This is a genomic window from Micromonospora sp. R77 (genome assembly GCF_022747945.1).
GTDB lineage: Bacteria > Actinomycetota > Actinomycetes > Mycobacteriales > Micromonosporaceae > Micromonospora.
Genome location: NZ_JALDST010000001.1, coordinates 1,606,895 through 1,632,508, shown reverse-complemented (window position 1 = coordinate 1,632,508; position 25,614 = coordinate 1,606,895). Strand labels below are relative to the sequence as shown.

Genomic DNA, 25,614 nt, shown 5'->3' with positions numbered 1-25,614 from the left:
TCATGCGCTGTGGAGAACGCGAGGAGCACCTTCTGGGGCCCGGACTTCGAGCAGCTCAGCACCGTCGACCCGGAGATCGCCGGGGTGGTGCTCGGTGAGCTGGACCGGCTCCGGGGCGGCCTGCAACTGATCGCCAGCGAGAACCTGACCTCGCCGGCGGTGCTCGCCGCGCTCGGTTCGACGCTGACCAACAAGTACGCCGAGGGCTATCCCGGCCGGCGCTACTACGGCGGCTGCGCCGAGGTGGACCGGGCCGAGGAGATCGGCATCGGCCGGGCGAAGGAGCTCTTCGGCGCCGAGCACGCCAACCTCCAGCCGCACTCCGGCGCGAGCGCCAACCTGGCCGCGTACGCCGCGCTGGTGCAGCCGGGGGACACCGTGCTGGCGATGGACCTGCCGCACGGCGGGCATCTGACCCACGGCAGCCGGGTCAACTTCTCCGGCAAGTGGTTCCACACCGTCGGCTACACCGTCCGGCGGGACACCGAGCTGATCGACTACGACGAGGTGCGGGACCTCGCCCGGGCGCACCGACCCAAGATGATCATCTGCGGGGCCACCGCCTACTCCCGGCTGATCGACTTCGCCCGGTTCCGGGAGATCGCCGACGAGGTCGACGCGTACCTCATGGTGGACGCCGCGCACTTCATCGGGCTGGTCGCCGGGAGGGCCGTCCCGTCGCCGGTGCCGTACGCCGACGTCGTCTGCGCCACCACGCACAAGGTGCTGCGCGGTCCCCGCGGCGGCATGATCCTCTGCCGGGAGTCGCTGGCGCCGCGGATCGACAAGGCGGTCTTCCCGTTCACCCAGGGCGGCCCGCTGATGCACGCGGTGGCGGCCAAGGCGGTCGCGCTGCGCGAGGCCGCCCAGCCCGAGTTCCGCGCGTACGCCGCGCAGGTGGTGAGCAACGCCCAGGCGCTCGCGGCCGGGCTGGCCGACGCGGGGATGCGCCCGGTCTCCGGCGGCACCGACACCCACCTCGCCCTGATCGACCTGCGCGAGGTCGGGGTCACCGGCGCGGACGCCGAGGCCCGCTGCGACGCCGCGGCGATCACCCTGAACAAGAACGCCATCCCGTACGACCCGCAGAAGCCGATGGTCGCCTCCGGCATCCGGGTGGGCACGCCGAGCGTCACCACCCAGGGCATGCGCGAGGGAGAGCTGCGGACCGTCGCCGCGCTGATCGCCCGGGCGGTACGCGCCGATCCCGGCGCACCCGGGGGTGCCGACGAGCTGACCCGGATCGCCGCCGACGTGGCCGACCTGGTCGCCGCCTTCCCGGCGTACCCCCGTGGCTGAGGCCGGGGTGCGCGCGGCGGAGGGGACCGCGGACCGGGGTTGGCGGCTGCGCCACCTGCCGGTGCTGCTGGCCGCCTCGGCGGTGCTGGCCGCGCTGGCCGGCGTGGTCGGCGGGGTGACCGGCGGGACGGCCGGGGCGCTCGGCGCGGCGGCCGGGGTGGCCGTCACCGTCGCCAGCTACACCCTCACCACGGTGGTGCTGGCGTGGGCCGACGCCCGCGACCCACAGCTGCTGCTGCCGTTCGGGCTGGGGCTCTACGTGGCCAAGATGAGCCTGCTCGGGGCGCTGATGATCGGCGTCGCGGCGACCGGTTGGGCCGGCCTGGTCCCGCTCTGCCTGGGCATCGCCGCCGGGGTGCTGGTCTGGACCGGCGTGCACGTCTGGTGGCTGACCACGGTGCACGCCCGGCACGTCCGCGGCTGAGCCGATCCCATTCTTCGGACGACGCGCCGGTGTGTCCGCGATCGGTCATTCTCTCAGTGGCGTGAGGGGAGTAGCGTGCCTCCAGACGACTTCGCCCGCCCGTGTCCCACACAACCAGGTTGTGCGGGGGGTGAGGCACAGCCTCGTATCCCCGACTGATATCGTTCGCCCCGTCATGGCCGGTGACCAGAAACCCCCCAGCACTGGCGGCACAGGCGACGTTCCGTCCGGTGCCGGCCAGGGTTGGACCGCGCTCTCGTACCTCATCGGGGGCATGCTCGTCTGGGGTTTCATCGGCTGGCTGGTCGACCAGTGGCTCGACTCCGGCGGCATCGCCACCGGGATCGGCGTCGTGCTCGGCATGGCCGGGGGGATCATCCTGGTCGTCCGCCGACTCGGCACGCCTACGTAGGAAGGGACGCGGTGTTCGGACAGGCCAATGTCCTGGCTCAGGGCCAGGCGGAATTCCCACCGAGCGTGGAGGACTTCTACCTGCCCAGCATCCTGCCCTGGGGTGCCCACGACTCGTACTGGTTCACCAAGATCACCGCGATGGTCTGGATCGCCGTCGGCGTGCTGATCATCTTCTTCCTGGTCAGCTACCGGAAGCCGCAGCTGGTGCCGACGAAGAAGCAGTGGTTCGCCGAGTCGATCTACGGCTTCGTGCGGAACAACATCGCCGTCGACATGATCGGGCACGCGGGGGTGCGGTTCGCGCCGTACTTCACCACGCTCTTCTGCTTCATCCTGCTGACCAACGCGTTCGCGATCATCCCGTTCTTCCAGATCTCGCCGAACTCGCACATCGCCTTCCCGGCGTTCCTCGCCGTGATCAGCTACGTGATGTTCAACTGGATCGGCATCCGGCACCACGGGTTCGTGAAGTACTTCAAGAACTCGCTGGTCCCGCCGGCGCCCTGGTTCATCCTGCCGCTGCTGATCCCGATCGAGCTCTTCTCGACCTTCATCGTCCGGCCGTTCTCGCTGGCCGTCCGTCTCTTCGCGAACATGTTCGCCGGCCACATGCTCCTGCTGGTCTTCACGCTCGGCGGGTTCGCCATGATCAGCGCCAACGCCTGGCTGGCACCGGTCTCGGTGCTGTCCTGGGCGATGACGATCGCGCTGACCTTCCTCGAGTTCCTGGTGATCTGTCTGCAGGCGTACGTCTTCACGGTGCTGAGTGCCAGCTACGTGCAGGGCGCGCTCGCCGACGAGCACTGATCCACTCTTTCGCACCAACCGTTGTCGTCCCGCGTGACCGTCACGCGTGATAACCAGGAGGAACCGCAATGAGCATCCTTGCCGAGGTATCGGGCAGCACCGCTGCCATCGGTTACGGCCTGGCCGCGATCGGCCCGGGCATCGGCGTGGGCCTGGTCTTCTCGGCCTACATCCAGTCGACGGCCCGCCAGCCGGAGTCGTCCCGGATGACCCTCCCGTACGTCTGGATCGGCTTCGCCGTCATCGAGGCGCTGGCGCTGCTGGGCATCGCCTTCGGCTTCATCTGGCAGGGCACTCTCTGATCCAGCCCCTCTGACCGGGAGGTTTTCCCATGTACTTCCTCCTCGCCGCCGAGGGTGGTGAAGCGACCCCCCACAACCCGATCATCCCTGCCTGGCAGGAGATCGTGGTCGGTGGCATCGCCTTCATCGTGCTCTGCTTCGTGCTGATGAAGTTCGTCTTCCCGCGCATGGAGCAGACGTTCCAGGCCCGGGTCGACGCGATCGAGGGCGGCATCAAGCGCGCCGAGGCCGCCCAGGCCGAGGCGAACCAGCTGCTCGAGCAGTACCGGGCCCAGCTCGCCGAGGCGCGGACCGACGCCGCCCGGATCCGGGACGACGCCCGGGCCGACGCCGAGGGCATCCGGCAGGACATCCTCGCCAAGGCGCGGGAGGAGTCCGACCGGATCATCGCGGCCGGCAAGGAGCAGCTCGCCGCCGAGCGGGCCACCATCGTGCGCGAGCTGCGCACCGAGGTCGGCACCATCGCGGTGGACCTGGCCAGCAAGATCGTCGGTGAGTCGCTCGCCGACGAGGCGCGTCGCAAGGGCACCGTGGACCGGTTCCTGAGCGGTCTCGAGAGCACGGGGGCCCGCTGATGCAGGCCGCCAGCCGGGAGTCGTACAAGGTCGCGGCCGAGCGCCTCGACGCGTACGTCCGCGGCGCGGAGCCGTCGGCGGTGGCCTCCACCGCCGACGACATCCTCTCCGTCGCCGCCCTGCTGCGGCGGGAGCCGCGGCTGCGCCGGGCGCTGTCCGACCCGGCGCGGTCCGGCGCGGACCGGGCCGGGCTGCTCGGCGGGATGCTGCGCGGCAAGATCGGCGCGGACGCGCTCGACCTGGTCGCCTCGCTCGTCTCCGGTCGCTGGTCGGCACCCTCGGAACTGCTCGAGGCCACCGAGCGGCTGGGCGTCGAGGCGCTGCTGGCGAGCGCCGACTCCGCCGGCGAGCTGGGCGAGGTCGAGGACGAGCTGTTCCGCTTCGGGCAGGTCGTCTCCGGTTCCCCGGCGCTGTCGCAGGCGCTGTCGGACCCGATGGCCCCGGCCGGGCAGCGGGCCACCCTGGTCGACCAGCTGCTCGCCGGCAAGGCCCGGCCGATCACCGGCTCTCTCGTCGGGGCCGCGCTGGCCGGATTCGGGGGACGCTCCTTCAGCGGGGCGCTCACCCGGCTGGTCGAGCTGGCCGCCGACCGGCGGGACCGGCAGGTCGCGTACGTGACCGTGGCGGCCCCGCTGAGTGACGCCGAGGAGCGACGCCTCGGTGCCCGCCTCTCCGAGATGTACGGTCGGGAGGTCTCCGTCAAGCAGACGGTCGACCCCGAGGTGCTCGGTGGGGTGAGTGTGCGGGTCGGTTCCGACCTGTACGACGGCACCGTCCTGCGCCGCCTCAACGAGACCCGCAACGCGCTCGCGAAGCGCTGACCAGCGCCTCCACAGCCCTGATTCGACGCCATCGGACCGGTCGGTACTAGGTATCCCGGGCCCCTGATTTTTTAAGGAAGCAGAGGATGGCCGAGCTGACCATCTCGACGGAGGAGATCCGCGGCGCCCTGGAGCGCTACGTCTCCTCCTACTCGACCGACGTCTCCCGTGAGGAGGTCGGCACCGTCGCCGACACCGGTGACGGCATCGCCCACGTCGAGGGCCTGCCCTCGACCATGACCAACGAGCTCCTGGAGTTCGAGGACGGCACGCTCGGCGTGGCGCTGAACCTCGACGTCCGGGAGATCGGTGTCGTCGTTCTCGGTGACTCCGCGAAGCTGGAGGAGGGGCAGCGCGTCAAGCGCACCGGCCGGGTGCTCTCGGTGCCGGTCGGCGACGCCTTCCTCGGCCGCGTGGTCAACGCGCTCGGCCAGCCGATCGACGGGCTCGGCGACATCCCGAACGAGGGCTTCCGCGAGCTGGAGCTCCAGGCCCCGAACGTGATGGCCCGGCAGTCGGTGTCCGAGCCGCTGCAGACCGGCATCAAGGCCGTCGACGCGATGACCCCGATCGGCCGGGGCCAGCGTCAGCTGATCATCGGCGACCGGAAGACCGGCAAGACCACGGTCGCCCTGGACGCGGTGCTCAACCAGCGCGACAACTGGCGCTCCGGCGACCCGAAGAAGCAGGTCCGCTGCATCTACGTCGCCATCGGCCAGAAGGCCTCCACGATCGCCTCGATCAAGGGCATCCTGGAAGAGGCGGGCGCGATGGAGTACACCACCATCGTGGCCTCCCCGGCGTCGGACCCGGCGGGCTTCAAGTACCTCGCCCCCTACACCGGCTCCTCCATCGGCCAGCACTGGATGTACGGCGGCAAGCACGTCCTGATCATCTTCGACGACCTGAGCAAGCAGGCCGAGGCGTACCGCGCCGTGTCCCTGCTGCTGCGTCGCCCGCCGGGCCGTGAGGCCTACCCGGGTGACGTCTTCTACCTGCACTCCCGCCTGCTGGAGCGCTGCGCGAAGCTCTCCGACGAGCTGGGCGGCGGCTCGATGACCGGTCTGCCGATCATCGAGACGAAGGCCAACGACATCTCGGCCTTCATCCCGACCAACGTCATCTCGATCACCGACGGTCAGATCTTCCTCGAGACCGACCTGTTCAACCAGGGCGTCCGGCCGGCCATCAACGTCGGCACCTCGGTCTCCCGGGTCGGTGGCGCGGCGCAGGTCAAGCCGATGCGCAAGGTCGCCGGTTCGCTGCGGCTGAACCTGGCCCAGTACCGCGAGCTGGAGGCGTTCGCCGCCTTCGCCTCCGACCTGGACAAGGCCTCCCGCGCCCAGCTGGAGCGCGGTGCCCGCCTGGTCGAGCTGCTCAAGCAGCCGAACTACTCGCCGTACCCGGTGCAGGAGCAGGTCGTCTCGGTCTGGGCCGGCGTCGAGGGCAAGCTGGACGACATCCCGGTCGGCGAGGTCCGCCGCTTCGAGTCGGAGTTCCTGCAGTACCTGCGGCACAAGCACGAGGGTGTCCTCGCCGGCATCGCCGACAACAAGTGGGACGACGACATCATCGGCTCGCTCGACTCGGCCATCACCGAGTTCAAGCAGGTCTTCCTGGGTAAGGAGGACGAGCACCGGGTCAACGAGGCGCCGGCCAAGCCGCTCGAGGGCGAGGAGAACCGCGAGACGGTGACCCGCTTCCGGGACGGCTCGACCGACCGCCCGGCCGAGAGCTGATCCATGGCGGCCCAGGTTCGCGTTCTTCGCCAGCGGATCCGCTCGGCGAAGGGGATGAAGAAGATCACCAAGGCGATGGAGCTCGTGGCGACGAGCCGGATCGCCAAGGCCCAGGCCCGGGTGGAGGCCTCGCTGCCGTACGCCAACGCCATCACCGGCGTGCTCACGGCGCTGGCGTCCAACGCGCGGATCGACCACCCGCTGCTCACCCCGCGTGAGCGGGTGCGGCGGGCGGGCGTCCTGCTGGTCACCAGTGACCGGGGCCTGGCCGGCGGTTACAGCTCCAACGCGATCAGGACCGCGGAGTCGCTGATCGCCCGGCTCAAGGCCGACGGCAAGGAGCCGGTGCTCTACGTCATCGGGCGCAAGGGCGTCGGGTTCTACCGGTTCCGTAACCGCGACATGGCGGCGAACTGGACGGGCTTCTCGGAGCAGCCGTCCTTCGCCGACGCCCGCGAGGTGGGCGAGACGCTGATCAAGGCGTTCTCGGCCGGCGCGGACGACGCGGAGGGGCACGCCGGGGCGGACGGGATCGTCGGTATCGACGAGCTGCACATCGTCTACACCGAGTTCCACTCCCTGATGACCCAGACGCCGGTCGCCAAGATCATCGGTCCGATGCAGGTCGAGGACCGGCCGCGCTCCGAGGGGCTGCTGCCGGCGTACGAGTTCGAGCCGGAGGCGGAGGCGCTGCTCGACGCGCTGCTGCCGAAGTACATCAACACGCGGATCTACGCGGCGTTGATCGAGTCGGCGGCGAGCGAGTCGGCGTCCCGGCGGCGGGCGATGAAGAGCGCCACCGACAACGCCGAAGAGATGATCGAGAAGTACACGCGTGAGATGAACTCGGCCCGCCAGGCCGGGATCACCCAGGAGATCAGCGAGATCGTCGGCGGCGCGAACGCGCTGGCCGCGTCGGGAAGTGAAGTGTGATGACTGCCCCAGTAGAGACCAAGACGGCCACGGGTCGCGTGGTCCGGGTCATCGGCCCGGTCGTCGACGCCGAGTTCCCGCGCGACGCCATGCCGGCCCTGTTCAACGCCCTGAACGTGGACGTGACGCTCTCCGGCGGCGAGAAGACGCTGACCCTGGAGGTCGCCCAGCACCTGGGTGACAACCTGGTCCGCGCCATCTCGATGCAGCCGACCGACGGCCTGGTCCGCGGTGCGGAGGTGCGTGACCGCGGCGAGCCGATCACCGTTCCGGTGGGCGACGCGGTCAAGGGCCACGTGTTCAACGCGATCGGCGAGTGCCTGAACCTCACCGAGGGTGAGACCATCCAGGCGGACGACCGGTGGGGCATCCACCGCAAGGCCCCGGCCTTCGCGGACCTGGAGCCGAAGACCGAGATGCTGGAGACCGGCATCAAGGTCATCGACCTGCTCGCCCCGTACGTCAAGGGCGGCAAGATCGGCCTGTTCGGCGGTGCCGGCGTGGGCAAGACGGTGCTCATCCAGGAGATGATCACCCGGGTCGCCCGGAACTTCGGTGGTACCTCGGTCTTCGCCGGCGTGGGTGAGCGCACCCGTGAGGGCAACGACCTCATCGCCGAGATGACCGAGTCCGGCGTCATCGACAAGACCGCGCTGGTCTACGGCCAGATGGACGAGCCGCCGGGCACCCGGCTGCGGGTCGCGCTCTCCGCGCTCACCATGGCGGAGTACTTCCGTGACGTGAAGAAGCAGGAGGTGCTGCTCTTCATCGACAACATCTTCCGCTTCACCCAGGCCGGTTCCGAGGTCTCCACGCTGCTCGGCCGCATGCCGAGCGCCGTGGGTTACCAGCCGACCCTGGCTGACGAGATGGGCGAGCTCCAGGAGCGGATCACCTCCGTCCGGGGTCAGGCCATCACCTCGATGCAGGCGATCTACGTGCCCGCCGACGACTACACCGACCCGGCGCCGGCCACCACGTTCGCCCACCTCGACGCGACCACCAACCTGGAGCGGTCGATCTCCGACAAGGGCATCTACCCGGCCGTGGACCCGCTGGCGTCCTCGTCCCGGATCCTCGCCCCGGAGTTCGTCGGCCAGGAGCACTTCGCGGTGGCCACCGAGGTGAAGCGGATCCTGCAGCGCTACAAGGACCTGCAGGACATCATCGCCATCCTCGGCATCGAGGAGCTCTCCGAGGAAGACAAGATCACCGTGCAGCGTGCGCGGCGGATCGAGCGCTTCCTGTCGCAGAACACCTACGCCGCCCAGCAGTTCACCGGCGTGGAGGGCTCGACCGTGCCGATCGCCGAGACCATCGACGCGTTCAAGCGGATCGCCGAGGGCGAGTTCGACCACTTCCCCGAGCAGGCGTTCTTCATGTGCGGCGGTCTCGAGGACCTGGAGGCCAAGGCCAAGGAGCTGATGGAGGGTTAGACCTTCGTCACAAGCAGTGAAGGCCACCCCGGCTCTGTCGGGGTGGCCTTCGGCCTGTTCGGGGCCGCTGTCGCCGCATGTCCGCCTCGCCGGCCAGCGGTTCTCCCGCACGCGAGGTACCGTTCCTGACACGACGCTCACGTCACAAGCGTTGATCTCTTGCAACGGAACGGTCGCTTGCGCCCGTCTTCCAGTCATGGGCGTGACGAATGGAGATACCGGTGGGTAAGGGCGGCACGGGCGGCGGCAAGCGGTCCTTCTGGCGGGGCGTGCCCCGCTGGGCCCGCGTCTGCACGGTCTTCGGCGTGGTGCTCATGCTGCTCAGTGGCGGCGTGCTGGTGGGCTACGAGACCCTGCTGCACCGCTACGAGGGCTCGGTCGGCAAGGGTGACCTCTTCGGCGACCAGGCGGCCGGCGCCAAGGAGCGCAAGAGCAACATCAAGGGTCCGCTGAACATCCTGCTGGTCGGCATCGACCCCCGCAAGCCGGAGACGCCGCCGCTGGCCGACTCGATCATGGTCCTGCACGTGCCGGCCGGGATGGACCGCGGCTATCTCTTCTCCCTCCCGCGCGACCTGCGGGTGGAGATCCCCGCCTTCCCCAAGGCGAACTACCCCGGCGGCACCGACAAGCTCAACGCCGCCATGTCGTACGGCAGCCGGGTGCCCGGGCAGAACCCGGACGCGGCCCGCGGCTTCGAGCTGCTCGCCAAGACGGTCAGCCAGGTCACCGGCATCCAGCGCTTCGACGCCGGCGCGATCATCAACTTCACCGGCTTCAAGAAGATCGTCGACGCGATGGGTGGCGTCGACATGTACATCGAGCGGGACGTGAAGTCGGAGCACCGCAGGCCGGACGGCACCATGCGCGAGCTGCGGCCCGGCGGCGGGGGCTACCTCGGCCCGCAGGCGGAGTACAAGAAGGGCGAGGCGCACCTCAACGGCTGGCAGGCGCTGGACTACGTCCGGCAGCGCTACCCTAAGAACGGTGTGCCGGACGCCGACTACGGCCGCCAGCGGCATCAGCAGCAGTTCATCAAGGCGATGGTCGGCCAGGCGTTCAGCGCCGACGTGGTGACCAACCCGATCAAGCTGGACAAGGTGGTCCGGGCGGCCGGGCAGTCGCTGATCTTCAACGGGCGGGGCAACAGCGTGGTCGACTTCGCGCTGGCGCTCAAGGGCATCCGCGCGGACTCGATCGAGACGATCAAGCTGCCGGGGGAGGGGATCGGCACCGGCTCCGCGTACCGGGGGGAGCGGCTGCTGCCGACGGCGCAGGACTTCTTCACCGCCATCCGCACCGAGCGGGTCGACGCCTTCATGCTGGAGCACCCCGACTTCAAGCAGAAGAACAGCTAACCTGAGCGCGAGCGGGCCCCGGCGCACGCCCGGGCCCGCTTCGCGTGCCACCGGTGGCGCAGCTCTCGGCACCCGCGTTGGGGACGCACCAGGGTCGCGACTAGACTTTCGACAATCCGCCGCCGCAGCAAGGAGACAGCGTGGCACAGCAGCTTCACGTCGAGCTCGTAGCCGTCGAGGAGAAGGTCTGGTCCGGTGAGGCCGAGATGGTCGTCGCCCGGACGACCGAGGGTGAGCTCGGTGTGCTGCACGGGCACGCACCCCTGCTCGGTCAGCTCGCCGAGCCGAGCCAGGTCCGGATCAAGCAGGCCGGTGGCGAGCAGATCGCCTACGACGTCGCCGGCGGTTTCCTGTCGGTGACCGGTGAGGGCGTCACCGTCCTCGCCGAGAGCGCCACCCCCGCCACGCCGGCACGCTGAGCCGACCCGCCGATGGAGATCGTGGAAGGGATCGGAATCGGCTTCGCGGTGGTCCTCGCCGCGCTTCTGGTCCTCTTCATCCGGCGGGCTCTCGTCACCCGGAGCGGTGGCATCATCCGGCTCAGCGTCCGGGTCACCACGATGCTCGACGGCCGGGGCTGGTCGCCCGGCTTCGGCCGGTTCGTCGGCGACGAACTCCGGTGGTACCGGATGTTCAGCTTCGCCCTGCGCCCCAAGCGGGTGCTCTCCCGCAAGGTGCTCGCCGTGGAGCGGCGGCGCCTCCCGGAGGGGCAGGAGCGCTTCTCCATGCCGGCCGACTGGGTGATCCTCCGCTGTACCAGTCAGCACGCCCCGGTGGAGATCGCCATGGCGCGGTCCACGGTCACCGGTTTCCTCTCCTGGCTCGAGGCCGCCCCGCCGGGGGCGGCCTCGCCGCGTCTCGCCTCCCAGGACTGGCCCGCCGCCTGACGGCGGGCCGACCGCTCGCTCAGGCCGGTTCCCTGCGCGGGCCACGGGCGCCGCACCCCCCGCTCTGGTCGCGGCCGCGTCAGCCTTCGCCCCCGCCGGCTCTCCTCCGGTACGCCACGCGCTCATGTCGGCCGACGGGCGGCAGCACCCCCGGTCGGGTGACACAGGCGCTACAGATCTGATGACGTTGATGAATCAGGTCCAACCCCCTCTGCCGCCCGGACCGTGGACGGAGCGGTGGACCAGCCGCTCACTCTTCGACCTGGCGGCCTCCATGCCTGGACCCCGCCGCACGACCTGTGCCCCTACCCCGCCGCGGCTCCCGTGCCTAGGCTGGCCGCCGATCCTGGCCTGCTAGCGCCCCCAGACGAGCCCCACACCGCGCCACCTCCCGCCACCAACATCCCCGCTGAGGCTGATCATGGACTTGTGGTGCTGCACAAAAAGTGCCGAACCGCGCATCCGATCGACCATATGTTCATGATCGACAGGGGTGACCGGGCCGGGCGGGGCTGAGAGGGTTGCTGGTCCGGCTTTCGCCGGTAGTGTTCGCTGGTCCGATCGTCGCTCGCGCCGACACGGGCCCCGTCACCGGAACCGAGCCGGTCGCGGTGGCCGTGCAGGCCGACAAGCCGGACATGTCGAAGCTGGTCCCGCACGGTGTGCAGGGCACCCAGTCGCGCATCGACCTGAACGACGAGCAGACCGCCAACGCCAGGGCGATCATCGCCGCGACGAAGAAGGCCGGCCTGCCGGAGCGGGCAGTGGGAGCAGCAGGCCGCAGACCTCGTCGCCCAGCACTGGACCAGCTGACCGAAGCCCGAACCGCCGCCGGCCGGCACCCCACCATGGGTGCCGGCCAGCGGCGTGTCCATCCCCCGGATCTTGGACAGTTGCCGTTTCCAGCGAACGACAACTGTCCAAGATTCAGGGACGGGAATCGGCGACCAGCTCCACCTCGTACCCCTGGTTGTCGGTGAGGTAGGCGGCGTAGGTCCCGGGGCCGCCGGCGTGCGGGTGGCGGTCGGGGAAGAGGAGTTCCCAGCCGTGGCCCGGGGCGGCCGCGACCAGCCGGTCCACCGCGGCCGGCGGGCCGGCGTGGAAGGCCAGGTGGTTGAGGCCGGGCGCGAGGCGGTCGTGCACCCGGCCGGAGAGGGCGGGGGACTGCTCCAGCACCAGGTAGGTGGGGCCGAGCCGCCAGGACCGGCCGGCCGGCCAGTCCTGGTACGGCGTCCAGCCCAGCTCGCCGAGGAGCCAGCCCCAGCTGAGTCTGGCGGCCCCGAGGTCGGGTACCCAGACCTCGACGTGGTGCAGGGTTCCGACGGTCAGCGCTTCCCGCCCGGAACCCATAGCACATCTCCGTCCGGATTTGCCGTTCTTGACAGGATAAAGAGCAGATCGGAGAGGCGGTTGAGATACTTTGCCGGGAGGGAGCTGGTCCGTTCGGAGTCGTACGCGACCAGCGCCCACGCCGCACGCTCGGCCCGCCGGGCGATCGTCCGTGCCACGTGCAGCAGTGCCGCCCCGGCGGTGCCGCCGGGGAGGATGAAGGAGTCGAGCTTGCTCAGGCGTGCGTTGTACTCGTCGCACCAGCCCTCGAGGCGCTCCACGTACTCCTCGGTGACCCGCAGCGGCGGATACTGCGGGTCCGGCTCGACGGGGGTGGCGAGGTCGGCGCCCACGTCGAACAGGTCGTTCTGGATCGAGCCCAGCACGGCCCGCAGCTCGTCGTCGAGCTGTCCCAGCGCGAGTGCCACGCCGATCGCCGCGTTGCACTCGTCGACATCCGCGTACGCGGCGATCCGTGGATCGGTCTTCGGCACCTGCTCGTTGTTGCTCAGCCTGGTCATGCCGGCGTCGCCGGCCTTGGTGTAGATGCGCGTGAGGTGGACGGCCATGACGCACAGCCTACGGATACCGGACCTGACGATCCCGGCACGGCCGGGTCCGACCGGCCGCGGGGTCGGGCCGGGTGACGCCGACGATCCGACGGTCACCGACGTCGACGTCATCCGGGTGCACGGACAGGCCCGCCTCGCCGGCACGGTGCACGTGGTCGGCGCGAAGAACTCGGCGCTGAAGCTGATGGCGGCGGCGCTGCTGGCTCCCGGCCGGAGCGTGATCACCAACGTTCCCCGGATCACCGACATCGCCATCATGGGCGAGGTGCTGCGCCGGTTGGGCTGCGGCGTCCGGTTCACCGCGGACGACCCGGTGGACCCGATGGTCGCCCGGGGCGGGACGGCCCGCTCCCGCTCGGTCGTCATCGACGTACCCGAACAGCCCGGCACGGAGGCCGACTACGACCTGGTCCGGCGGCTGCGGGCCTCGATCTGCGTACTCGGTCCGCTGCTGGCCCGGCGCGGCCACGTGCGGGTGGCCCACCCGGGCGGCGACGCCATCGGCTCGCGCGGCCTGGACATGCACATCTCCGGGCTGACCCGGATGGGGGCCGACATCTCCGGCGAGCACGGGTTCGTCATCGCCGCCGCGCCGGACGGGCTGCACGGCGCGGACATCGTGCTGGACTTCCCCAGCGTCGGCGCCACCGAGAACCTGGTGATGGCGGCGGTGCTGGCCCGGGGCACCACGGTGATCGACAACGCGGCGCGGGAGCCGGAGATCGTCGACATCTGCACCATGCTGAGCCAGATGGGTGCCCGGATCTCCGGCGCCGGCACCTCCACCCTGCGCATCGTCGGGGTGCCCGAGCTGCGCCCGGTCCGGCACGCCACGGTCGGGGACCGGATCGTCGCCGGGACGTGGGCGTTCGCCGCCGCGATGACCCGCGGCGACGTCACCGTGACCGGCATCGACCCGGCCTTCCTGGAGGTCGCGCTGGACAAGCTGGTCTCGGCCGGCGGCCTGGTGGAGACCCGCGGGGACGCCTTCCGGGTACGGATGGACGACCGTCCCACCGCGGTGGACGTGGTCACCCTGCCCTATCCGGGCTTCGCCACCGACCTGCTGCCGATGGCGATCGGGCTGGCGGCGGTGAGCGACGGGGCGTCCCTGATCACCGAGAACATCTTCGACGGCCGGTTCATGTTCGCCAACGAGATGATGCGCCTCGGCGCCGACATCAAGACCGACGGCCACCACGCCGTCGTACGCGGCCGGGACCGGCTCTCCGGCGCACCCGTGCGGGCCACCGACATCCGGGCCGGCGCCGGCCTGATCATCGGTGGGCTCTGCGCCGACGGGGTCACCGAGGTCTCCCACGTGCACCACGTCGATCGCGGCTATCCGGATTTCGTCGCCGACCTGCGGGCCCTCGGCGTCGAGGTGGAGCGGGGCACCGCCCCGGAGGCCCCGGACCTCACCATCTGAGCACCCGGGAAGGGGCTTAGCCGTCGTTCAGGCCCGCCGACTAACCTTCTGCTGACAGACACTCAATCGCAGCGAGGGAGAAGCAGATGGCGGGTCGACTCGCGGTCGTCGGTGCCGGGTTGATGGGCGCGGGCATCGCCCAGGTGGCGGCGCAGGCGGGCTGGCAGGTGACGCTGCGGGACGTGGACGACGCGGCCACCAGGCGGGGCGTCGACGGCATCCGGAAGTCGCTGGAGAAGTTCGCCGAGAAGGGCAAGATCGAGGCGTCCGAGGTCGAGGCGACCCTGGGCCGGATCACCCCGACCACCGAGCTGGAGGCGGCGGCCGACGCGGACATCGTGGTCGAGGCGGTCTTCGAGAAGATCGAGATCAAGCACGAGGTCTTCCGCGCGCTGGACAAGATCTGCAAGGCGGACGCGGTGCTGGCCACCAACACCTCGGCCATCCCGGTCACCCAGATCGCCACCGCCACCGAACGCCCGGAGTCGGTCGTCGGTACCCACTTCTTCTCGCCGGTGCCGATGATGAAGCTCTGCGAGCTGGTCCGTGGCTACAAGACCAGCGACGCGACGCTGGCCACCGCTAAGGCGTTCGCCGAGGAGATCGGCAAGACCGTGGTGGTGGTCAACCGGGACATCGCCGGTTTCGTCACCACCCGGCTGATCTGCGCGCTGGCCATGGAGGCGGTCAAGCTGGTCGAGTCCGGCGTGATCTCGGCGGAGGACCTGGACACCGCCTGCAAGCTGGGCTTCGGCCACGCCATGGGCCCGCTGGCCACGGTCGACCTGACCGGCGTCGACGTGCTGCTCAACGCCACGAAGAACATCTACACCGACACCGCCGACGAGAAGTTCTTCCCGCCGGAGCTGCTCCAGCGCATGGCGACCGCCGGTGACCTGGGCCGCAAGACCGGCCAGGGCTTCTACTCGTACTGAGCCCTCTGCGGACGCCCCCGGCCGCCGGTCGGGGGCGTCACCGTCTGCGGGCGGGGGCCAGCGCCGCGCCGACCAGGGCGAACGCGTCCGGGATGACGGTGCCCCAGTAGGCGAAGTTGTGCCGGCCGTCGGCCCACTCGGCGCGGGCCGGCGGCTCGGGCAGCGCCCGGGCGAGCGCGCGGACGTCCCGCAGGAAGTTGTCCTGTCGGCCGCACCAGAGGCCGACGGGGGTGCCGCGCAGCCGGTCCGCCCCGGTGAAGACCGGGTCGCCGGGCCGGACCGCGGGGGAGAAGGCGGCCACCGCGCGCAACCACGTCGGGTACGCCTCGGCGAGCAGCAGCGCACCGAAGCCCCCCATCGACCAGCCCCAGGCCGCCATCCGGCTGGTGTCGAAGCCGCGCCGGGCGCACCAGGTGGGCACCTCCTCGCGCACCATCCGCTGCGGGTCGTCGTCACCGGAGCGGCGCCAGGACAGCCGGCCACCGGTCGCTCCGGCGAGCGCGAAGGGTGGCACGCCCCGGCGTACCGCGTCGGTGAGGAAGTGGGCGAAGCCGAACCGAGGGAAGTCCCGGGCGGTGGCGGAGGCGCCGTGCAGGACCAGGCAGACCGGCAGGCCGCGACCGTCGCCGTACCCGTCGGGGACGGCCGTCCAGAAGTCGACCTCGCGGCCCCGGGCACCGGAGTTGATGCGGACCAGCCGCTCGTCGCCGGCGGGCGCGTCCGGTACGGCGGGTGCCGGCCCGTTCCGGGGGCGGGACAGTTCCCGGGCGGCGAGCCCACCCACCAGTGCGGCGCCCGCCGTGCCGGCCCCGGCCAGCAGCACCCGCCGTCGGGTCAGTACGTGAGCCATGCCGGCGAGTGTCGCACCCGGGCGGCGTTAGGAGGGGCCCCCTGCTATGCGCCAGGCGTTAACAGGGGGCCCGTGCTTACCCCTCAGCCGTCGCGTTTGGTGGTCCAGCGGAAGGTGGTGAGGCAGAGGACCAGGCCGATGACGCACCAGGCGGCCAGCACGAGGGCGACCCGGCCCAGCTCGAACGAGCCGCCGGGCTCCTGGGCGCCGAAGCTCTCCGGCAGGAAGACCGCGCGCAGCCCCTGGCACATCCACTTCAGCGGGAAGAGCGCCGCCACCTGCTGCATCCAGGTCGGCAGGTTGGTGAAGACGAAGAACACCCCGGAGATGAACTGGAGCACCAGCGCCACCGGGGTCACCACCGCCGAGCCGCTGCGCGCCGTACGCGCCAGCGACGAGATGGCGATGCCGCAGAGGGTGCAGGCGGTGACACCGAGCGCGGCGACCCAGCCGAAGGTGAGCCACTTCCCGGCGGTGTCGGGGAGCTTCAGGTCGAACAGCAGCACCGCGACGACCAGCAGCAGGGCGGTCTCGGCGACGCCGATCGCCACCACCATGATCACCTTGCCGGCGAACCACACCCACTTGGGCATCGGGGTGCCCCGGTAGCGCTTGAGCACGCCCCGGTCCCGCTCGATCGGGATCCAGATGCCGAGGTTCTGGAAGCTCACCGTCATCAGGCCGGTCGCGATCATGCCGGTGATGAAGTACTGGGTGAACTTCACCCCGCCCCCGATCTCGCCGCTGAAGATCGAGGCGAAGATCAGGATCATGATGATCGGGAAGCCCATCGTGAACACGACGGACTCCCGGCTGCGCAGGAACTGGGTGATCTCCAACCGCCCCTGCCGCAGCGCGAGGGCGCCCGCCCCGAGCCGCCGGGCCGGTGCGGCGGCGACCGGGGCCGCCGGCTTCGTCGTGGTGGTCATGAGTGTCCGATCATCCGCAGGTAGACGTCTTCCAGGGTCGGTCGGGTGACCGTGAGGCCGGGGACCTCGCCGCCGTGCCGCGCGGCCAGTTCCGCCACCAGCGCCGTCGGCGTCGCGCTCTGCGCGGTCTCCAGCGTCCCGTCCGGGGTACGCCAGGAGACCGTCGCCAGCGCCTCCTGCCGGTTGCCGAGCAGGTTCGGCGGGGCCATTTCGACCAGTCGGCCGCCGGCGATCACGCCGACCCGGTCGGCCAGCGCCTCTGCCTCGTCCAGGTAGTGCGTGGTGAGCACGATGGTGGTGCCGGCGGCGGCCAGGTCCCGGATCAGCTCCCAGAACTCGCGCCGGGCCTCCGGGTCGAAGCCGGTGGTCGGCTCGTCGAGGAAGAGCAGCTCGGGGCGGCCGATGATGCCGAGCGCCACGTCGAGCCGCCGCTTCTGCCCGCCGGACAGGGTGTGCGTGCGGGCGGTGGCCTTGCCGGCCAGCCCGACCCGCTCGATCACCTTGGCCGGGTCGTCGGCCTCCGGGTAGAAGCCGGAGAAGTGGCCGACCACCTCGGCGACGGTGAGCTCGTCGAACTCGCCGGTGCCCTGGAGCACGATGCCGACCCGGGACCGCCAGCTCGGGTCGGGGTGGGCCGGGTCGCTGCCGAGCACCGACACCTCGCCGGCGTCGCGCCGCCGATAGCCCTCCAGGATCTCCACCGTGGTGGTCTTGCCCGCGCCGTTCGGGCCGAGCAGGGCGAACACCTCGCCCCGGTGGACGTCCAGGTCCACCCCCGCCACCGCGACGTTGTCGCCGTACGCCTTGCGCAGCCCCCGTACGGAGATCGCGAGCTCGTCATCCATGCCGTCAAGTGTGCGACCTGGCGACAATCCGGGGGAGCAGGGGGGTGTGGTGGTCCCGGCCCATGCCGGGCGTTCTCGCCCCGGGTGTCCGCGACATGGACCTGTGTGGTTTTCCACAGCCCGTTTTACTGAACGGTAACTTAGACTCCGGCCATGGATGAGAAGGCTCCCTCGGGGCGGCTGCCGGAGCGCGACCGGCCCTGGGTGATGCGCACCTACGCCGGGCACTCCTCGGCCGCCGCGACCAACGCGCTCTTCCGCCGCAACCTGGCGAAGGGGCAGACCGGGCTCTCGGTCGCCTTCGACCTGCCGACCCAGACCGGCTACGACCCGGACCACGAGCTGGCCTCGGGCGAGGTCGGCCGGGTCGGCGTGCCGGTGGCGCACCTCGGCGACATGCGGGCCCTCTTCGACGGCATCCCGCTGGCCGAGATGAACACCTCGATGACCATCAACGCGCCGGCGATGTGGCTGCTCGCCCTCTATGGCACGGTGGCCATGGAGCAGGGCTGGACCGCCGAGATGCTCTCCGGCACCACCCAGAACGACATCATCAAGGAATACCTGTCCCGGGGGACCTACATCTTCCCGCCGGCTGCCTCGCTGCGGCTGACCGCGGACATCGTCGCCCACACGCTGAAGACGATGCCGAAGTGGAACCCGGTCAACATCTGCTCGTACCACCTCCAGGAGGCCGGCGCGACGCCGGTGCAGGAGGTCGGCTTCGCCCTCGCCACCGCGGTCGCCGTGCTCGACGCGGTCCGCGACTCCGGTCAGGTGCCCGCCGAGCGGATGGGTGACGTCGTCCAGCGGATCTCCTTCTTCGTCAACGCCGGGGTGCGCTTCGTCGAGGAGATCGCCAAGATGCGCGCGTTCGGCGCGCTCTGGGACGAGATCACCCGCGAGCGTTACGGCGTGCAGAACCCCAAGCAGCGCCGCTTCCGGTACGGCGTGCAGGTCAACTCGCTCGGCCTCACCGAGGCGCAGCCGGAGAACAACATCCAGCGCATCGTGCTGGAGATGCTCGGCGTGACCTTCTCCCGGGACGCCCGCGCCCGCGCCGTGCAGCTGCCCGCCTGGAACGAGGCGCTCGGCCTGCCCCGCCCCTGGGACCAGCAGTGGTCGCTGCGGATGCAGCAGGTCCTGGCGTACGAGTCGGACCTGCTCGAATACCCCGACCTCTTCTCCGGCTCGCACGTGATGACCGCGCTGGTCGACGACATCGTCAACGGGGCCCGGGTCGAGCTGGACAAGGTGCTGGAGATGGGCGGCGTGGTGGCCGCCGTGGAGACCGGCTACCTCAAGAGCGCCCTGGTCGCCTCGCTCGCCGAGCGGCGTCGGCGGATCGAGTCCGGCGCCGACGTGGTGGTCGGCGTCAACCGCTTCACCGAGACCGAGCCGTCGCCGCTGACCGCGGCGGGTGCCGAGGCCGTCGAACAGGTCGACCCGGCCGTCGAGGCCGCCGCCGTCACCGCCGTACGCGAATGGCGGGCCGGGCGGGACGACGCGGCGGTCGACGCGGCGCTGGCCCGGCTCCGCGCGGAGGCCGCGACCACCACGAACCTGATGCCGGCGACCCTGGAGTGCGTGCGGGTCGGGGTGACCACCGGCGAGTGGTCGGCCGCCCTGCGCCAGGTCTTCGGCGAGTACCGGCGCCCACCGGCCTCGCCGGCGGTGCCGGTGCCGGCGGCGACGCGGGACTGGCCACCGTCCGCGAGCGGGTCACCGCGACGGCCCGCGAACTCGGCAGCGGCCGGCTGCGGCTGCTGGTCGGCAAGCCCGGCCTGGACGGCCACTCCAACGGCGCCGAGCAGATCGCGGTACGCGCCCGCGACGCCGGCTTCGAGGTGGTCTACCAGGGCATCCGGCTCACCGCCGGGCAGATCGTCGCCGCCGCCGTCGAGGAGGACGTCGACCTCGTCGGCCTCTCCGTCCTCTCCGGCTCGCACCTGGCCGCCGTGCCGGCGGTCCTCGACGGGCTGCGCGCCGCCGGCCGCCCCGACCTGCCCGTGGTCGTCGGCGGCATCATCCCCGCCGCCGACGCCGACACGCTGCGCGCCGCCGGGGTGGCCCGCGTCTTCACCCCGAAGGACTTCGCGCTCACCGACATCATCGACGACCTCGTCACCGTGATCCGCGAGGCCAACGACCTGAGCTGAGAGTCAGCCCCGCCGGCCATCGGCGGCCGGCGGGTCCAGCGGTGTCGGCGGGTTCGGCGGCTCTGGCGGGTTCCCTGGCGCCGCTGGCTCGGTGGCGCTTGTGGTCGGCGCACCGGTGGTTCAGCGGCGCCGGTGGTCGGCGCAGCGGTGGGGCCGGTGGGTTCGGTGGGGCCGGTGGGTTCGGGGGCCGGTGGGGTTCGGTGGCGCCGGTGGGTTCAGCGGCTCTGGTAGGTGAGGCAGTCGGCCAGGTCCGTGGCCGGGCCGACGCTGATCGCCGGGGCGTGGCACTCGAGGCCCGAGTTGTGCTGGCAGTCCGACCGGGTGCAGGCCCCCACCTGCGCGACCAGCTGGTCGTTGCCGCCGCGTACCGGCATGTCGACGAAGGTGTGGCAGTGGGCGTGGTCGCTGCTGGCGATCGTGATGGCGAAGGCGTGGCAGTCGTTGGTGTGGTTGTAGGCGCAGGACGCGACGGTGCACTCCTGGACCCGGGGCATCTGAATCGCCGCGGTCATGGCGACCCTCCTTAGGCTCGGTGCCCCAATTCTAGGCATTTGACCGTTTGCTCCACCCGCCCTTTCACCGCCTTCCCCGTCACCCGCCTTCCGCCCGAGACGTGGACGAGACCACGAGCGCGCCGACGCGGAGCAGACCCCCCGTCGCGCGCAGCACGCCTCGCGTCGATCATGGAGTTGTGGTGGTGAACGAAAGCCGTGAAAGTCACCTATTGGGCACCACTGCTCCATGATCGACGCGCCGGGGGTGCAGACCGGGTCCGTTGGCGGTCGGTTGTCGGGGCCGGGTGGGCGGTTTCTGGGCGGCTGTCCGGGTCGGGGGGTGACCGGGGCCATCGTCAGGCCGGAATCGTGGCGGGGGGCGGGTCGTTACAGTCCCCGTACGACCGAGCACCAGCACCCGGTGAACGAGCCCACCGGCAGGCTGGTGCAGGCCACACGTCGGGTGCTGACCCCGGAAGGCGGGTGGGCGGCCGGTCGTTACACCTGGTCCCGGTGCCGCGAAGAGGCCCCCCCCGCCCCGCGAGCCAGCCGGACGAAGACTTCCCCCTTTGTGTGTGAGCGCCTGACGGTGCTTGCGTTCCCCGCCCCTATGGGGAGCGCCGACCCCCGAGGAGCTTTCGATGAACACGATGCTGCGTAAGAGTGTGCTGGGTATTGCTGGTCTGGCTTTCGCCGGTGGTGTGTTCGCCGGTCCGATCGCCGCTCACGCCGACACTCCCGTGGCGGCCGGTAAGCCGGTCGCGGCGGTGCAGGCCGACAAGCCCGACACGAGCAAGCTGATCCCGCACGGTGTGCAGGGCGCGCAGTCGCACATCGACCTGAACGGCGAGCAGGTGTCGAACGCGAAGGCGATCATCGCCGCGACGAAGAAGGCGGGTCTGCCGGAGCGGGCCGCGGTCATCTCGATCGCGACGAGTCTGCAGGAGTCGAAGCTGGAGAACCTGGGCCACCTGGGTGACAAGAACGATCATGACTCGCTGGGTCTGTTCCAGCAGCGCCCGTCCAGTGGTTGGGGTACGCCGGAGCAGATCACCGACCCCGAGCACTCGACGCTGGCGTTCCTGAAGGGGTTGAAGCAGGTCGACGGGTGGCAGGACATGCCGCTGACCGACGCCGCCCAGACCGTGCAGGTGTCCGCGTACCCGGACGCGTACGCGCAGTGGGAGCAGCAGGCCGCCGACCTCGTCGCCCAGCACTGGACCAGCTGAGCCAAGGAGCAACCGCCGCTGGCCGGCACCCCGAACCCGGGGTGCCGGCCAGCGGCGTATCCGTCCATGGATCTCCGCGGACCGGGCGCGCGGCGGGGCTGGGGGCGACCGTGCCCGGCGCAGGGATCAAGCCTGACCGCCCGGAGCGGGGCACGGTCGCCCCCAGCCCTCGACCGCAACCAATGAAACCAGAGATCAGACCCGGAACCCCGCAGCACGAGCCGCCTGACGCTCCCGACGCCGGTCCTTGCGTCGGCGCAGGAACCAGAAGAGGAACGCCACGAAGCCGACCAGGAACGCCAGCACCAGCACCGGCAGGAGGATCGCCGCCACCGACATGACCACGCTCGTCGCGTCCTCGGCGGTGCTGGCGACGGGTGCGCCGAAGCCGGCCGTGGTCGCGTTGATCACCGGGCGGGCGGCCGACTTGAGCAGGTGCACGCCGAGGGCGATCAGCACACCGGTCACCACCGGCACCCACTGGTGCGAGGAGAAGAAGGTGTCCGGGTTGCTGACCGTGACGGTCTCGGAGCTCGATCCGGCACCGAAGGCGAGGCCACCGGCGGTGGGCCGGACGACCGTCTGCACCACGTCGTTGACGTGGTCGACCACGGGCACCTTGTCGGCGACCACCTCGACGGCGAGCAGCACCGCGAGGATCAGGATGACCCAGCCGTTGCCGAGCCACTGCCAGCCACTGGGCAGGTCGACCAGGTCGGTGTAGCGGGCCAGCAGACCCATCAGGAGCAGCGGGATGTATGCGTTCAGGCCGGCGGAGGCGGCGAGACCGGAACCGGTGAGGACTTCGAACACCATCTCAATATCGCACCGCCGTGCCAGTGGCGCTCGTCGGCGCCGGCGGGGGTCTCGGCTACCCTCGTCGGGTGCGGTTGGTGATTGCGAAGTGCTCGGTGGACTACGTCGGACGGCTCTCGGCACACCTGCCGCCGGCCACCCGGCTGCTCATGGTGAAGGCGGACGGCTCGGTGTCGATCCACGCGGACGACCGGGCATACAAGCCGTTGAACTGGATGAGCCCTCCGTGCCGGTTGGAGGAGGCCCCCGGGGTGTGGCGGGTCGTCAACAAGGCCGGTGAGGAGCTGCGGATCACCCTGGAGGAGATCTTCCAGGACACCTCGTACGAGCTGGGTCTGGACCCGGGGCTGCGCAAGGACGGCGTCGAGGCGCACCTGCAGGAGTTGCTGGCGGCCAACCCGGGCACCCTCGGCGAGGGGTACACGCTGGTCCGCCGGGAGTACATGACGGCGATCGGGCCGGTCGACCTGCTCTGCCGGGACGCCAACTCCGGCGCCGTCGCCGTCGAGGTGAAGCGGCGCGGCGAGATCGACGGCGTGGAGCAGCTCACCCGCTATCTGGAGCTGATGAACCGGGACCCGCTGCTCGCCCCGGTGACCGGCGTCTTCGCGGCGCAGGAGATCAAGCCGCAGGCCCGGGTGCTCGCCACCGACCGGGGCATCCGCTGCGTGGTGGTCGACTACGACAAGCTGCGCGGCATCGAGCGGGACGAGCTGACCCTGTTCTGAGCGGCGCGCGGGGCGGACCCCCGCGCGCCGACCCGGAGTGCGTCAGCGGTTCCGGCCGTACATCAGCTTGGCGACCTTGACCAGGCGCGCGATGTCCGCCGGGGTGCGCTCGAAGGTCATCGACGGCAGCAGCGAGCGGGCCCGTCGCCGGGTGACCGACTTGGCCAGGCCGAACTCGCGCAGCCCGTCCTCGCCGTGGATCCGGCCGATGCCGGAGTCGCCGACGCCGCCGAACGGCAGCGTGGACATCCCGGCGAAGGTGAGCGTCGAGTTGACCGCCGCCATCCCGGAGCGCAGCCGCCGCGCGGCCGCCACCGCCCGCTTGCGGCCGAAGACCGAACCACCCAGGCCGTACGGGAGGGCGTTGGCGCGTTCGACGGCCTCGTCGACGTCGCGGACCCGGTTGACGGTGATGGTCGGGCCGAACGTCTCCTCGCGGACGGCGGCCGAGTCCTCCGGCACGTCCACCAGCACGGTCGGGTGGACGTACGGCGGCTGGACCGCGTCGGGCCCGCCGAGCACCGCCCGCCCGCCCCGGGCGACCGCGTCGTCGATGTGCCGCCGGATGATGTCGATCTGGGCCGGCATGGTGATCGGGCCGAGGTCGGCGCCGTCGGGGCCGACGGTCAGCCGGCCCGCGCGGGCCACCACCTTGTCGACGAAGGTGTCGAAGACCTGGTCCACGGCGTAGACCCGTTCGATGCCGATGCAGGTCTGGCCGGCGTTGGTGAGCGCGCCCCAGACGCACGCCTCGGCGGCGGCGTCCAGGTCGGCGTCGGCGTCCACGATCATGGCGTCCTTGCCGCCCGCCTCCAGCAGCACCGGGGTCAGCGTCTCGGCGCAGGCCGCCATCACCTTCCTGGCGGTGCGGGTGGAGCCGGTGAAGGCCAGCTTGCCCACGCCGGAGCGGCACAGCGCGGCGCCGGTGTCGCCGAGGCCGTGCACGGCGGTGAGGACCGGCTGCTCGGGCACCACCTCGGCGAACCGGTCCACCAGCCACTGCCCGACCGCCGGGGTGTACTCGCTGGGCTTGAAGACCACGGCGTTGCCGGCGGCGAGGGCGTACGCGGCGGAGCCGATCGGGGTGAAGACCGGGTAGTTCCACGGACCGATCACGCCGACCACGCCGTACGGCTGGTATTCGAGGTGACCGGTGAACTCGGCGAGGATCAGCCGGGAGCGGACCTTGCGGGGCCCGAGCACCCGCGGGGCGTTGCGGGCGGCCCAGTCGACGTGTTCGAGCGCGGTGAGGATCTCGACGACGGCGTCGCCGACCGGCTTGCCGCCCTCGAGGTGCATCAGGTCGGCCAGTTCCTCGATCCGGCGGGCGAGCACGGAGCGCCAGCGCAGCAGCCGGTCCCGCCGGCCGGTGAAGCCGAGCCCGGCCCACCACTCGCCGGCCGGGCGGGCCCGCGCGACCGCGCGCTCGACGTCCTCGGCGGTCGCCACCGGGAAGCGTCCGGCTTCCGCGCCCGTCGCCGGGCTCGTCGAGACCAGTCGTCCGTCCTCGATGACCGGGGTACCCGGGGCATGCACAGCCGTCATGGCGGAAGTCTAGACCCGCAGATTACCCGCCGGTAGGGCTCCGGTCGGCGGATCGGACCGCCCGACATCGACGTCGCTGCACCCCGCTGCGGCCGGGGGATCGAACCACGTGCACCCGCCGAACCGGCGAACGGGAGTTGACCGCCCGGGGATCAGGAGGTAGCCGCGCGGTGGTGGGGTCCCGCATCATGAGGTGGCAGGCTGGCGCGCGGGGCGACCGGTGGGGTGGAGGACTGTCCATGGAGGATCATCCGGAACTGATGCCGTTGTTGACGGTGGCCGGCGGGCCGACGCGGGGGGTGAGCTTCCGGGTCTCGCACCGACCGCAGGTCATCGGCCGGGCGCCGACTGTCGACATCCCGCTCGCGGATCCGCACCTGAGCCGGCGGCACGCCAGCGTCACGCTCACCGCCGACGGCGTGGTGCTGATGGATCTGGGTTCGACCAACGGCACCTGGCTCAACGACCGCCGGATCGCCGGCCCGGAATACCTCACCGACGGTGACGTGATCCGGATCGGCCGCACCGACCTGCGCTTCTTCGACCCCGGGCTGGCCCGGACCGACCCGGTGGGGCTGCGCTTCTCCGCGCCGCGTACCGACCACCGTCGGCCGACCGTGCCGCTGCCCATCGCCACCTCGCCCGCCGGTCGGCCGGCCGCCGAGGCGTGGAGCGGGGAACCGGCGCTCCCGGGCGGTCGCTGACCGTACGGGGCACACCGTCCGGTGCCGGGTCGTGGGGGTCCGGCACATGGACCGC

Annotated in this window: 26 protein-coding genes and 2 pseudogenes; 20 read left to right on the top strand and 8 right to left on the bottom strand. The window is 71.1% G+C overall.

The window, feature by feature from the left end:
• Nucleotides 1–9: 9 nt before the first annotated feature.
• From glyA to MRQ36_RS34350, 14 genes and pseudogenes are all read left to right on the top strand, one after another.
• Nucleotides 10–1,299 carry a serine hydroxymethyltransferase gene (gene glyA / locus MRQ36_RS07430; protein ID WP_308194786.1) on the top strand — a complete coding sequence of 430 codons (1,290 nt, stop codon included), beginning with the start codon at nt 10–12 and terminating at the stop codon, nt 1,297–1,299.
• Entirely contained in the window at nt 1,292–1,723 is a 432-nt protein-coding gene (locus MRQ36_RS07425) for a hypothetical protein (protein WP_242794127.1), read from the top strand. Before glyA ends, MRQ36_RS07425 begins: the two co-directional genes overlap by 8 nt.
• A 175-nt stretch (nt 1,724–1,898) precedes the next feature.
• Nucleotides 1,899–2,135, top strand: coding sequence for an AtpZ/AtpI family protein (locus MRQ36_RS07420; protein ID WP_109800244.1), 237 nt, complete (start codon nt 1,899–1,901; stop codon nt 2,133–2,135).
• Between the two features lie 11 nt (nt 2,136–2,146).
• Nucleotides 2,147–2,944, top strand: a complete 798-nt coding sequence (gene atpB, locus MRQ36_RS07415; protein ID WP_242794126.1) for a F0F1 ATP synthase subunit A — start codon at nt 2,147–2,149, stop codon at nt 2,942–2,944.
• Nucleotides 2,945–3,012: 68 nt separating this feature from the next.
• Nucleotides 3,013–3,246 carry an ATP synthase F0 subunit C gene (locus MRQ36_RS07410; protein ID WP_242794125.1) on the top strand — a complete coding sequence of 78 codons (234 nt, stop codon included), beginning with the start codon at nt 3,013–3,015 and terminating at the stop codon, nt 3,244–3,246.
• A gap of 29 nt (nt 3,247–3,275) precedes the next feature.
• Nucleotides 3,276–3,821 carry a F0F1 ATP synthase subunit B gene (locus MRQ36_RS07405; RefSeq protein WP_242794124.1) on the top strand — a complete coding sequence of 182 codons (546 nt, stop codon included), beginning with the start codon at nt 3,276–3,278 and terminating at the stop codon, nt 3,819–3,821.
• A complete protein-coding gene (locus MRQ36_RS07400; RefSeq protein WP_242794123.1) occupies nt 3,821–4,642 on the top strand; it encodes a F0F1 ATP synthase subunit delta in 822 nt (273 codons plus the stop codon). The genes MRQ36_RS07405 and MRQ36_RS07400 overlap by 1 nt, the downstream gene beginning before the upstream one ends.
• Before the next feature lie 86 nt (nt 4,643–4,728).
• Nucleotides 4,729–6,381, top strand: coding sequence for a F0F1 ATP synthase subunit alpha (gene atpA / locus MRQ36_RS07395; RefSeq protein WP_242794122.1), 1,653 nt, complete (start codon nt 4,729–4,731; stop codon nt 6,379–6,381).
• 3 nt (nt 6,382–6,384) lie between these two features.
• The gene (locus MRQ36_RS07390) at nt 6,385–7,314 is read left to right on the top strand and encodes a F0F1 ATP synthase subunit gamma (RefSeq protein ID WP_242794116.1); all 930 of its coding nucleotides are present in this window, start codon (nt 6,385–6,387) and stop codon (nt 7,312–7,314) included.
• The gene (gene atpD, locus MRQ36_RS07385) at nt 7,314–8,750 is read left to right on the top strand and encodes a F0F1 ATP synthase subunit beta (RefSeq protein WP_242794114.1); all 1,437 of its coding nucleotides are present in this window, start codon (nt 7,314–7,316) and stop codon (nt 8,748–8,750) included. The genes MRQ36_RS07390 and atpD overlap by 1 nt, the downstream gene beginning before the upstream one ends.
• A 209-nt stretch (nt 8,751–8,959) precedes the next feature.
• A complete protein-coding gene (locus MRQ36_RS07380; RefSeq protein WP_278187453.1) occupies nt 8,960–10,108 on the top strand; it encodes an LCP family protein in 1,149 nt (382 codons plus the stop codon).
• Between the two features lie 140 nt (nt 10,109–10,248).
• Entirely contained in the window at nt 10,249–10,527 is a 279-nt protein-coding gene (locus tag MRQ36_RS07375; RefSeq protein WP_242794112.1) for a F0F1 ATP synthase subunit epsilon, read from the top strand.
• Nucleotides 10,528–10,539: 12 nt separating this feature from the next.
• Nucleotides 10,540–10,995: a DUF2550 domain-containing protein gene (locus MRQ36_RS07370; protein ID WP_242794110.1), complete on the top strand. Its 456-nt coding sequence runs from the start codon at nt 10,540–10,542 to the stop codon at nt 10,993–10,995.
• 493 nt (nt 10,996–11,488) lie between these two features.
• A pseudogene (locus tag MRQ36_RS34350) lies at nt 11,489–11,759 on the top strand (hypothetical protein); the annotation flags it as partial.
• Nucleotides 11,760–11,922: 163 nt separating this feature from the next.
• Here MRQ36_RS34350 and MRQ36_RS07360 read toward each other — a convergent pair.
• Together MRQ36_RS07360 and MRQ36_RS07355 are read right to left on the bottom strand one after the other, a co-directional pair.
• Entirely contained in the window at nt 11,923–12,345 is a 423-nt protein-coding gene (locus tag MRQ36_RS07360; RefSeq protein WP_242794108.1) for a VOC family protein, read from the bottom strand.
• Nucleotides 12,321–12,893, bottom strand: coding sequence for a cob(I)yrinic acid a,c-diamide adenosyltransferase (locus MRQ36_RS07355; protein WP_242794106.1), 573 nt, complete (start codon nt 12,891–12,893; stop codon nt 12,321–12,323). The genes MRQ36_RS07360 and MRQ36_RS07355 overlap by 25 nt, the downstream gene beginning before the upstream one ends.
• Between MRQ36_RS07355 and murA the strand changes: the two genes are divergently transcribed.
• Both murA and MRQ36_RS07345 read left to right on the top strand, forming a co-directional pair.
• Nucleotides 12,892–14,325: a UDP-N-acetylglucosamine 1-carboxyvinyltransferase gene (gene murA / locus MRQ36_RS07350; protein WP_242794097.1), complete on the top strand. Its 1,434-nt coding sequence runs from the start codon at nt 12,892–12,894 to the stop codon at nt 14,323–14,325. The genes MRQ36_RS07355 and murA overlap by 2 nt on opposite strands.
• An 86-nt stretch (nt 14,326–14,411) precedes the next feature.
• The gene (locus MRQ36_RS07345; RefSeq protein ID WP_242794086.1) at nt 14,412–15,260 is read left to right on the top strand and encodes a 3-hydroxyacyl-CoA dehydrogenase family protein; all 849 of its coding nucleotides are present in this window, start codon (nt 14,412–14,414) and stop codon (nt 15,258–15,260) included.
• 37 nt (nt 15,261–15,297) lie between these two features.
• On the opposite strand, the gene MRQ36_RS07340 is transcribed toward MRQ36_RS07345, so the two are convergent.
• The 3 genes from MRQ36_RS07340 to MRQ36_RS07330 all read right to left on the bottom strand — a co-directional run bounded on the left by MRQ36_RS07340 (nt 15,298) and on the right by MRQ36_RS07330 (nt 17,884).
• The gene (locus MRQ36_RS07340; RefSeq protein WP_242794084.1) at nt 15,298–16,110 is read right to left on the bottom strand and encodes an alpha/beta hydrolase family protein; all 813 of its coding nucleotides are present in this window, start codon (nt 16,108–16,110) and stop codon (nt 15,298–15,300) included.
• Nucleotides 16,111–16,193: 83 nt separating this feature from the next.
• The gene (locus MRQ36_RS07335; RefSeq protein ID WP_242794082.1) at nt 16,194–17,039 is read right to left on the bottom strand and encodes an ABC transporter permease; all 846 of its coding nucleotides are present in this window, start codon (nt 17,037–17,039) and stop codon (nt 16,194–16,196) included.
• Complete coding sequence (locus tag MRQ36_RS07330; protein ID WP_242794080.1) at nt 17,036–17,884, bottom strand: ABC transporter ATP-binding protein; 849 nt, start codon at nt 17,882–17,884, stop codon at nt 17,036–17,038. The genes MRQ36_RS07335 and MRQ36_RS07330 overlap by 4 nt, the downstream gene beginning before the upstream one ends.
• A gap of 153 nt (nt 17,885–18,037) precedes the next feature.
• Here MRQ36_RS07330 and MRQ36_RS07325 point away from each other — a divergent pair.
• A pseudogene (locus tag MRQ36_RS07325) lies at nt 18,038–20,043 on the top strand (protein meaA).
• Between the two features lie 215 nt (nt 20,044–20,258).
• On the opposite strand, the gene MRQ36_RS07320 reads toward MRQ36_RS07325, so the two are convergent.
• Complete coding sequence (locus tag MRQ36_RS07320; RefSeq protein WP_242794070.1) at nt 20,259–20,555, bottom strand: DUF1540 domain-containing protein; 297 nt, start codon at nt 20,553–20,555, stop codon at nt 20,259–20,261.
• Between the two features lie 623 nt (nt 20,556–21,178).
• Between MRQ36_RS07320 and MRQ36_RS07315 the strand changes: the two genes are divergently transcribed.
• Nucleotides 21,179–21,766 carry a hypothetical protein gene (locus MRQ36_RS07315; RefSeq protein ID WP_242794069.1) on the top strand — a complete coding sequence of 196 codons (588 nt, stop codon included), beginning with the start codon at nt 21,179–21,181 and terminating at the stop codon, nt 21,764–21,766.
• A gap of 195 nt (nt 21,767–21,961) precedes the next feature.
• Here MRQ36_RS07315 and MRQ36_RS07310 read toward each other — a convergent pair whose 3' ends face one another.
• Nucleotides 21,962–22,579 (bottom strand): DUF4126 domain-containing protein, encoded by a 618-nt coding sequence (locus MRQ36_RS07310; RefSeq protein ID WP_242800902.1) that lies wholly within the window; start codon nt 22,577–22,579, stop codon nt 21,962–21,964.
• A 71-nt stretch (nt 22,580–22,650) separates the two neighbouring features.
• On the opposite strand from MRQ36_RS07310, the gene nucS reads away from it, so the two are divergent.
• Nucleotides 22,651–23,310 (top strand): endonuclease NucS, encoded by a 660-nt coding sequence (gene nucS, locus MRQ36_RS07305; protein WP_242794068.1) that lies wholly within the window; start codon nt 22,651–22,653, stop codon nt 23,308–23,310.
• Nucleotides 23,311–23,352: 42 nt separating this feature from the next.
• On the opposite strand, the gene MRQ36_RS07300 is transcribed toward nucS, so the two are convergent.
• On the bottom strand, nt 23,353–24,855 hold the full coding sequence (locus MRQ36_RS07300; protein ID WP_242794067.1) for an aldehyde dehydrogenase family protein: 1,503 nt from the start codon (nt 24,853–24,855) through the stop codon (nt 23,353–23,355).
• Nucleotides 24,856–25,094: 239 nt separating this feature from the next.
• Between MRQ36_RS07300 and MRQ36_RS07295 the strand changes: the two genes are divergently transcribed.
• The gene (locus MRQ36_RS07295; protein ID WP_242794066.1) at nt 25,095–25,559 is read left to right on the top strand and encodes an FHA domain-containing protein; all 465 of its coding nucleotides are present in this window, start codon (nt 25,095–25,097) and stop codon (nt 25,557–25,559) included.
• Nucleotides 25,560–25,614 lie beyond the last annotated feature (55 nt).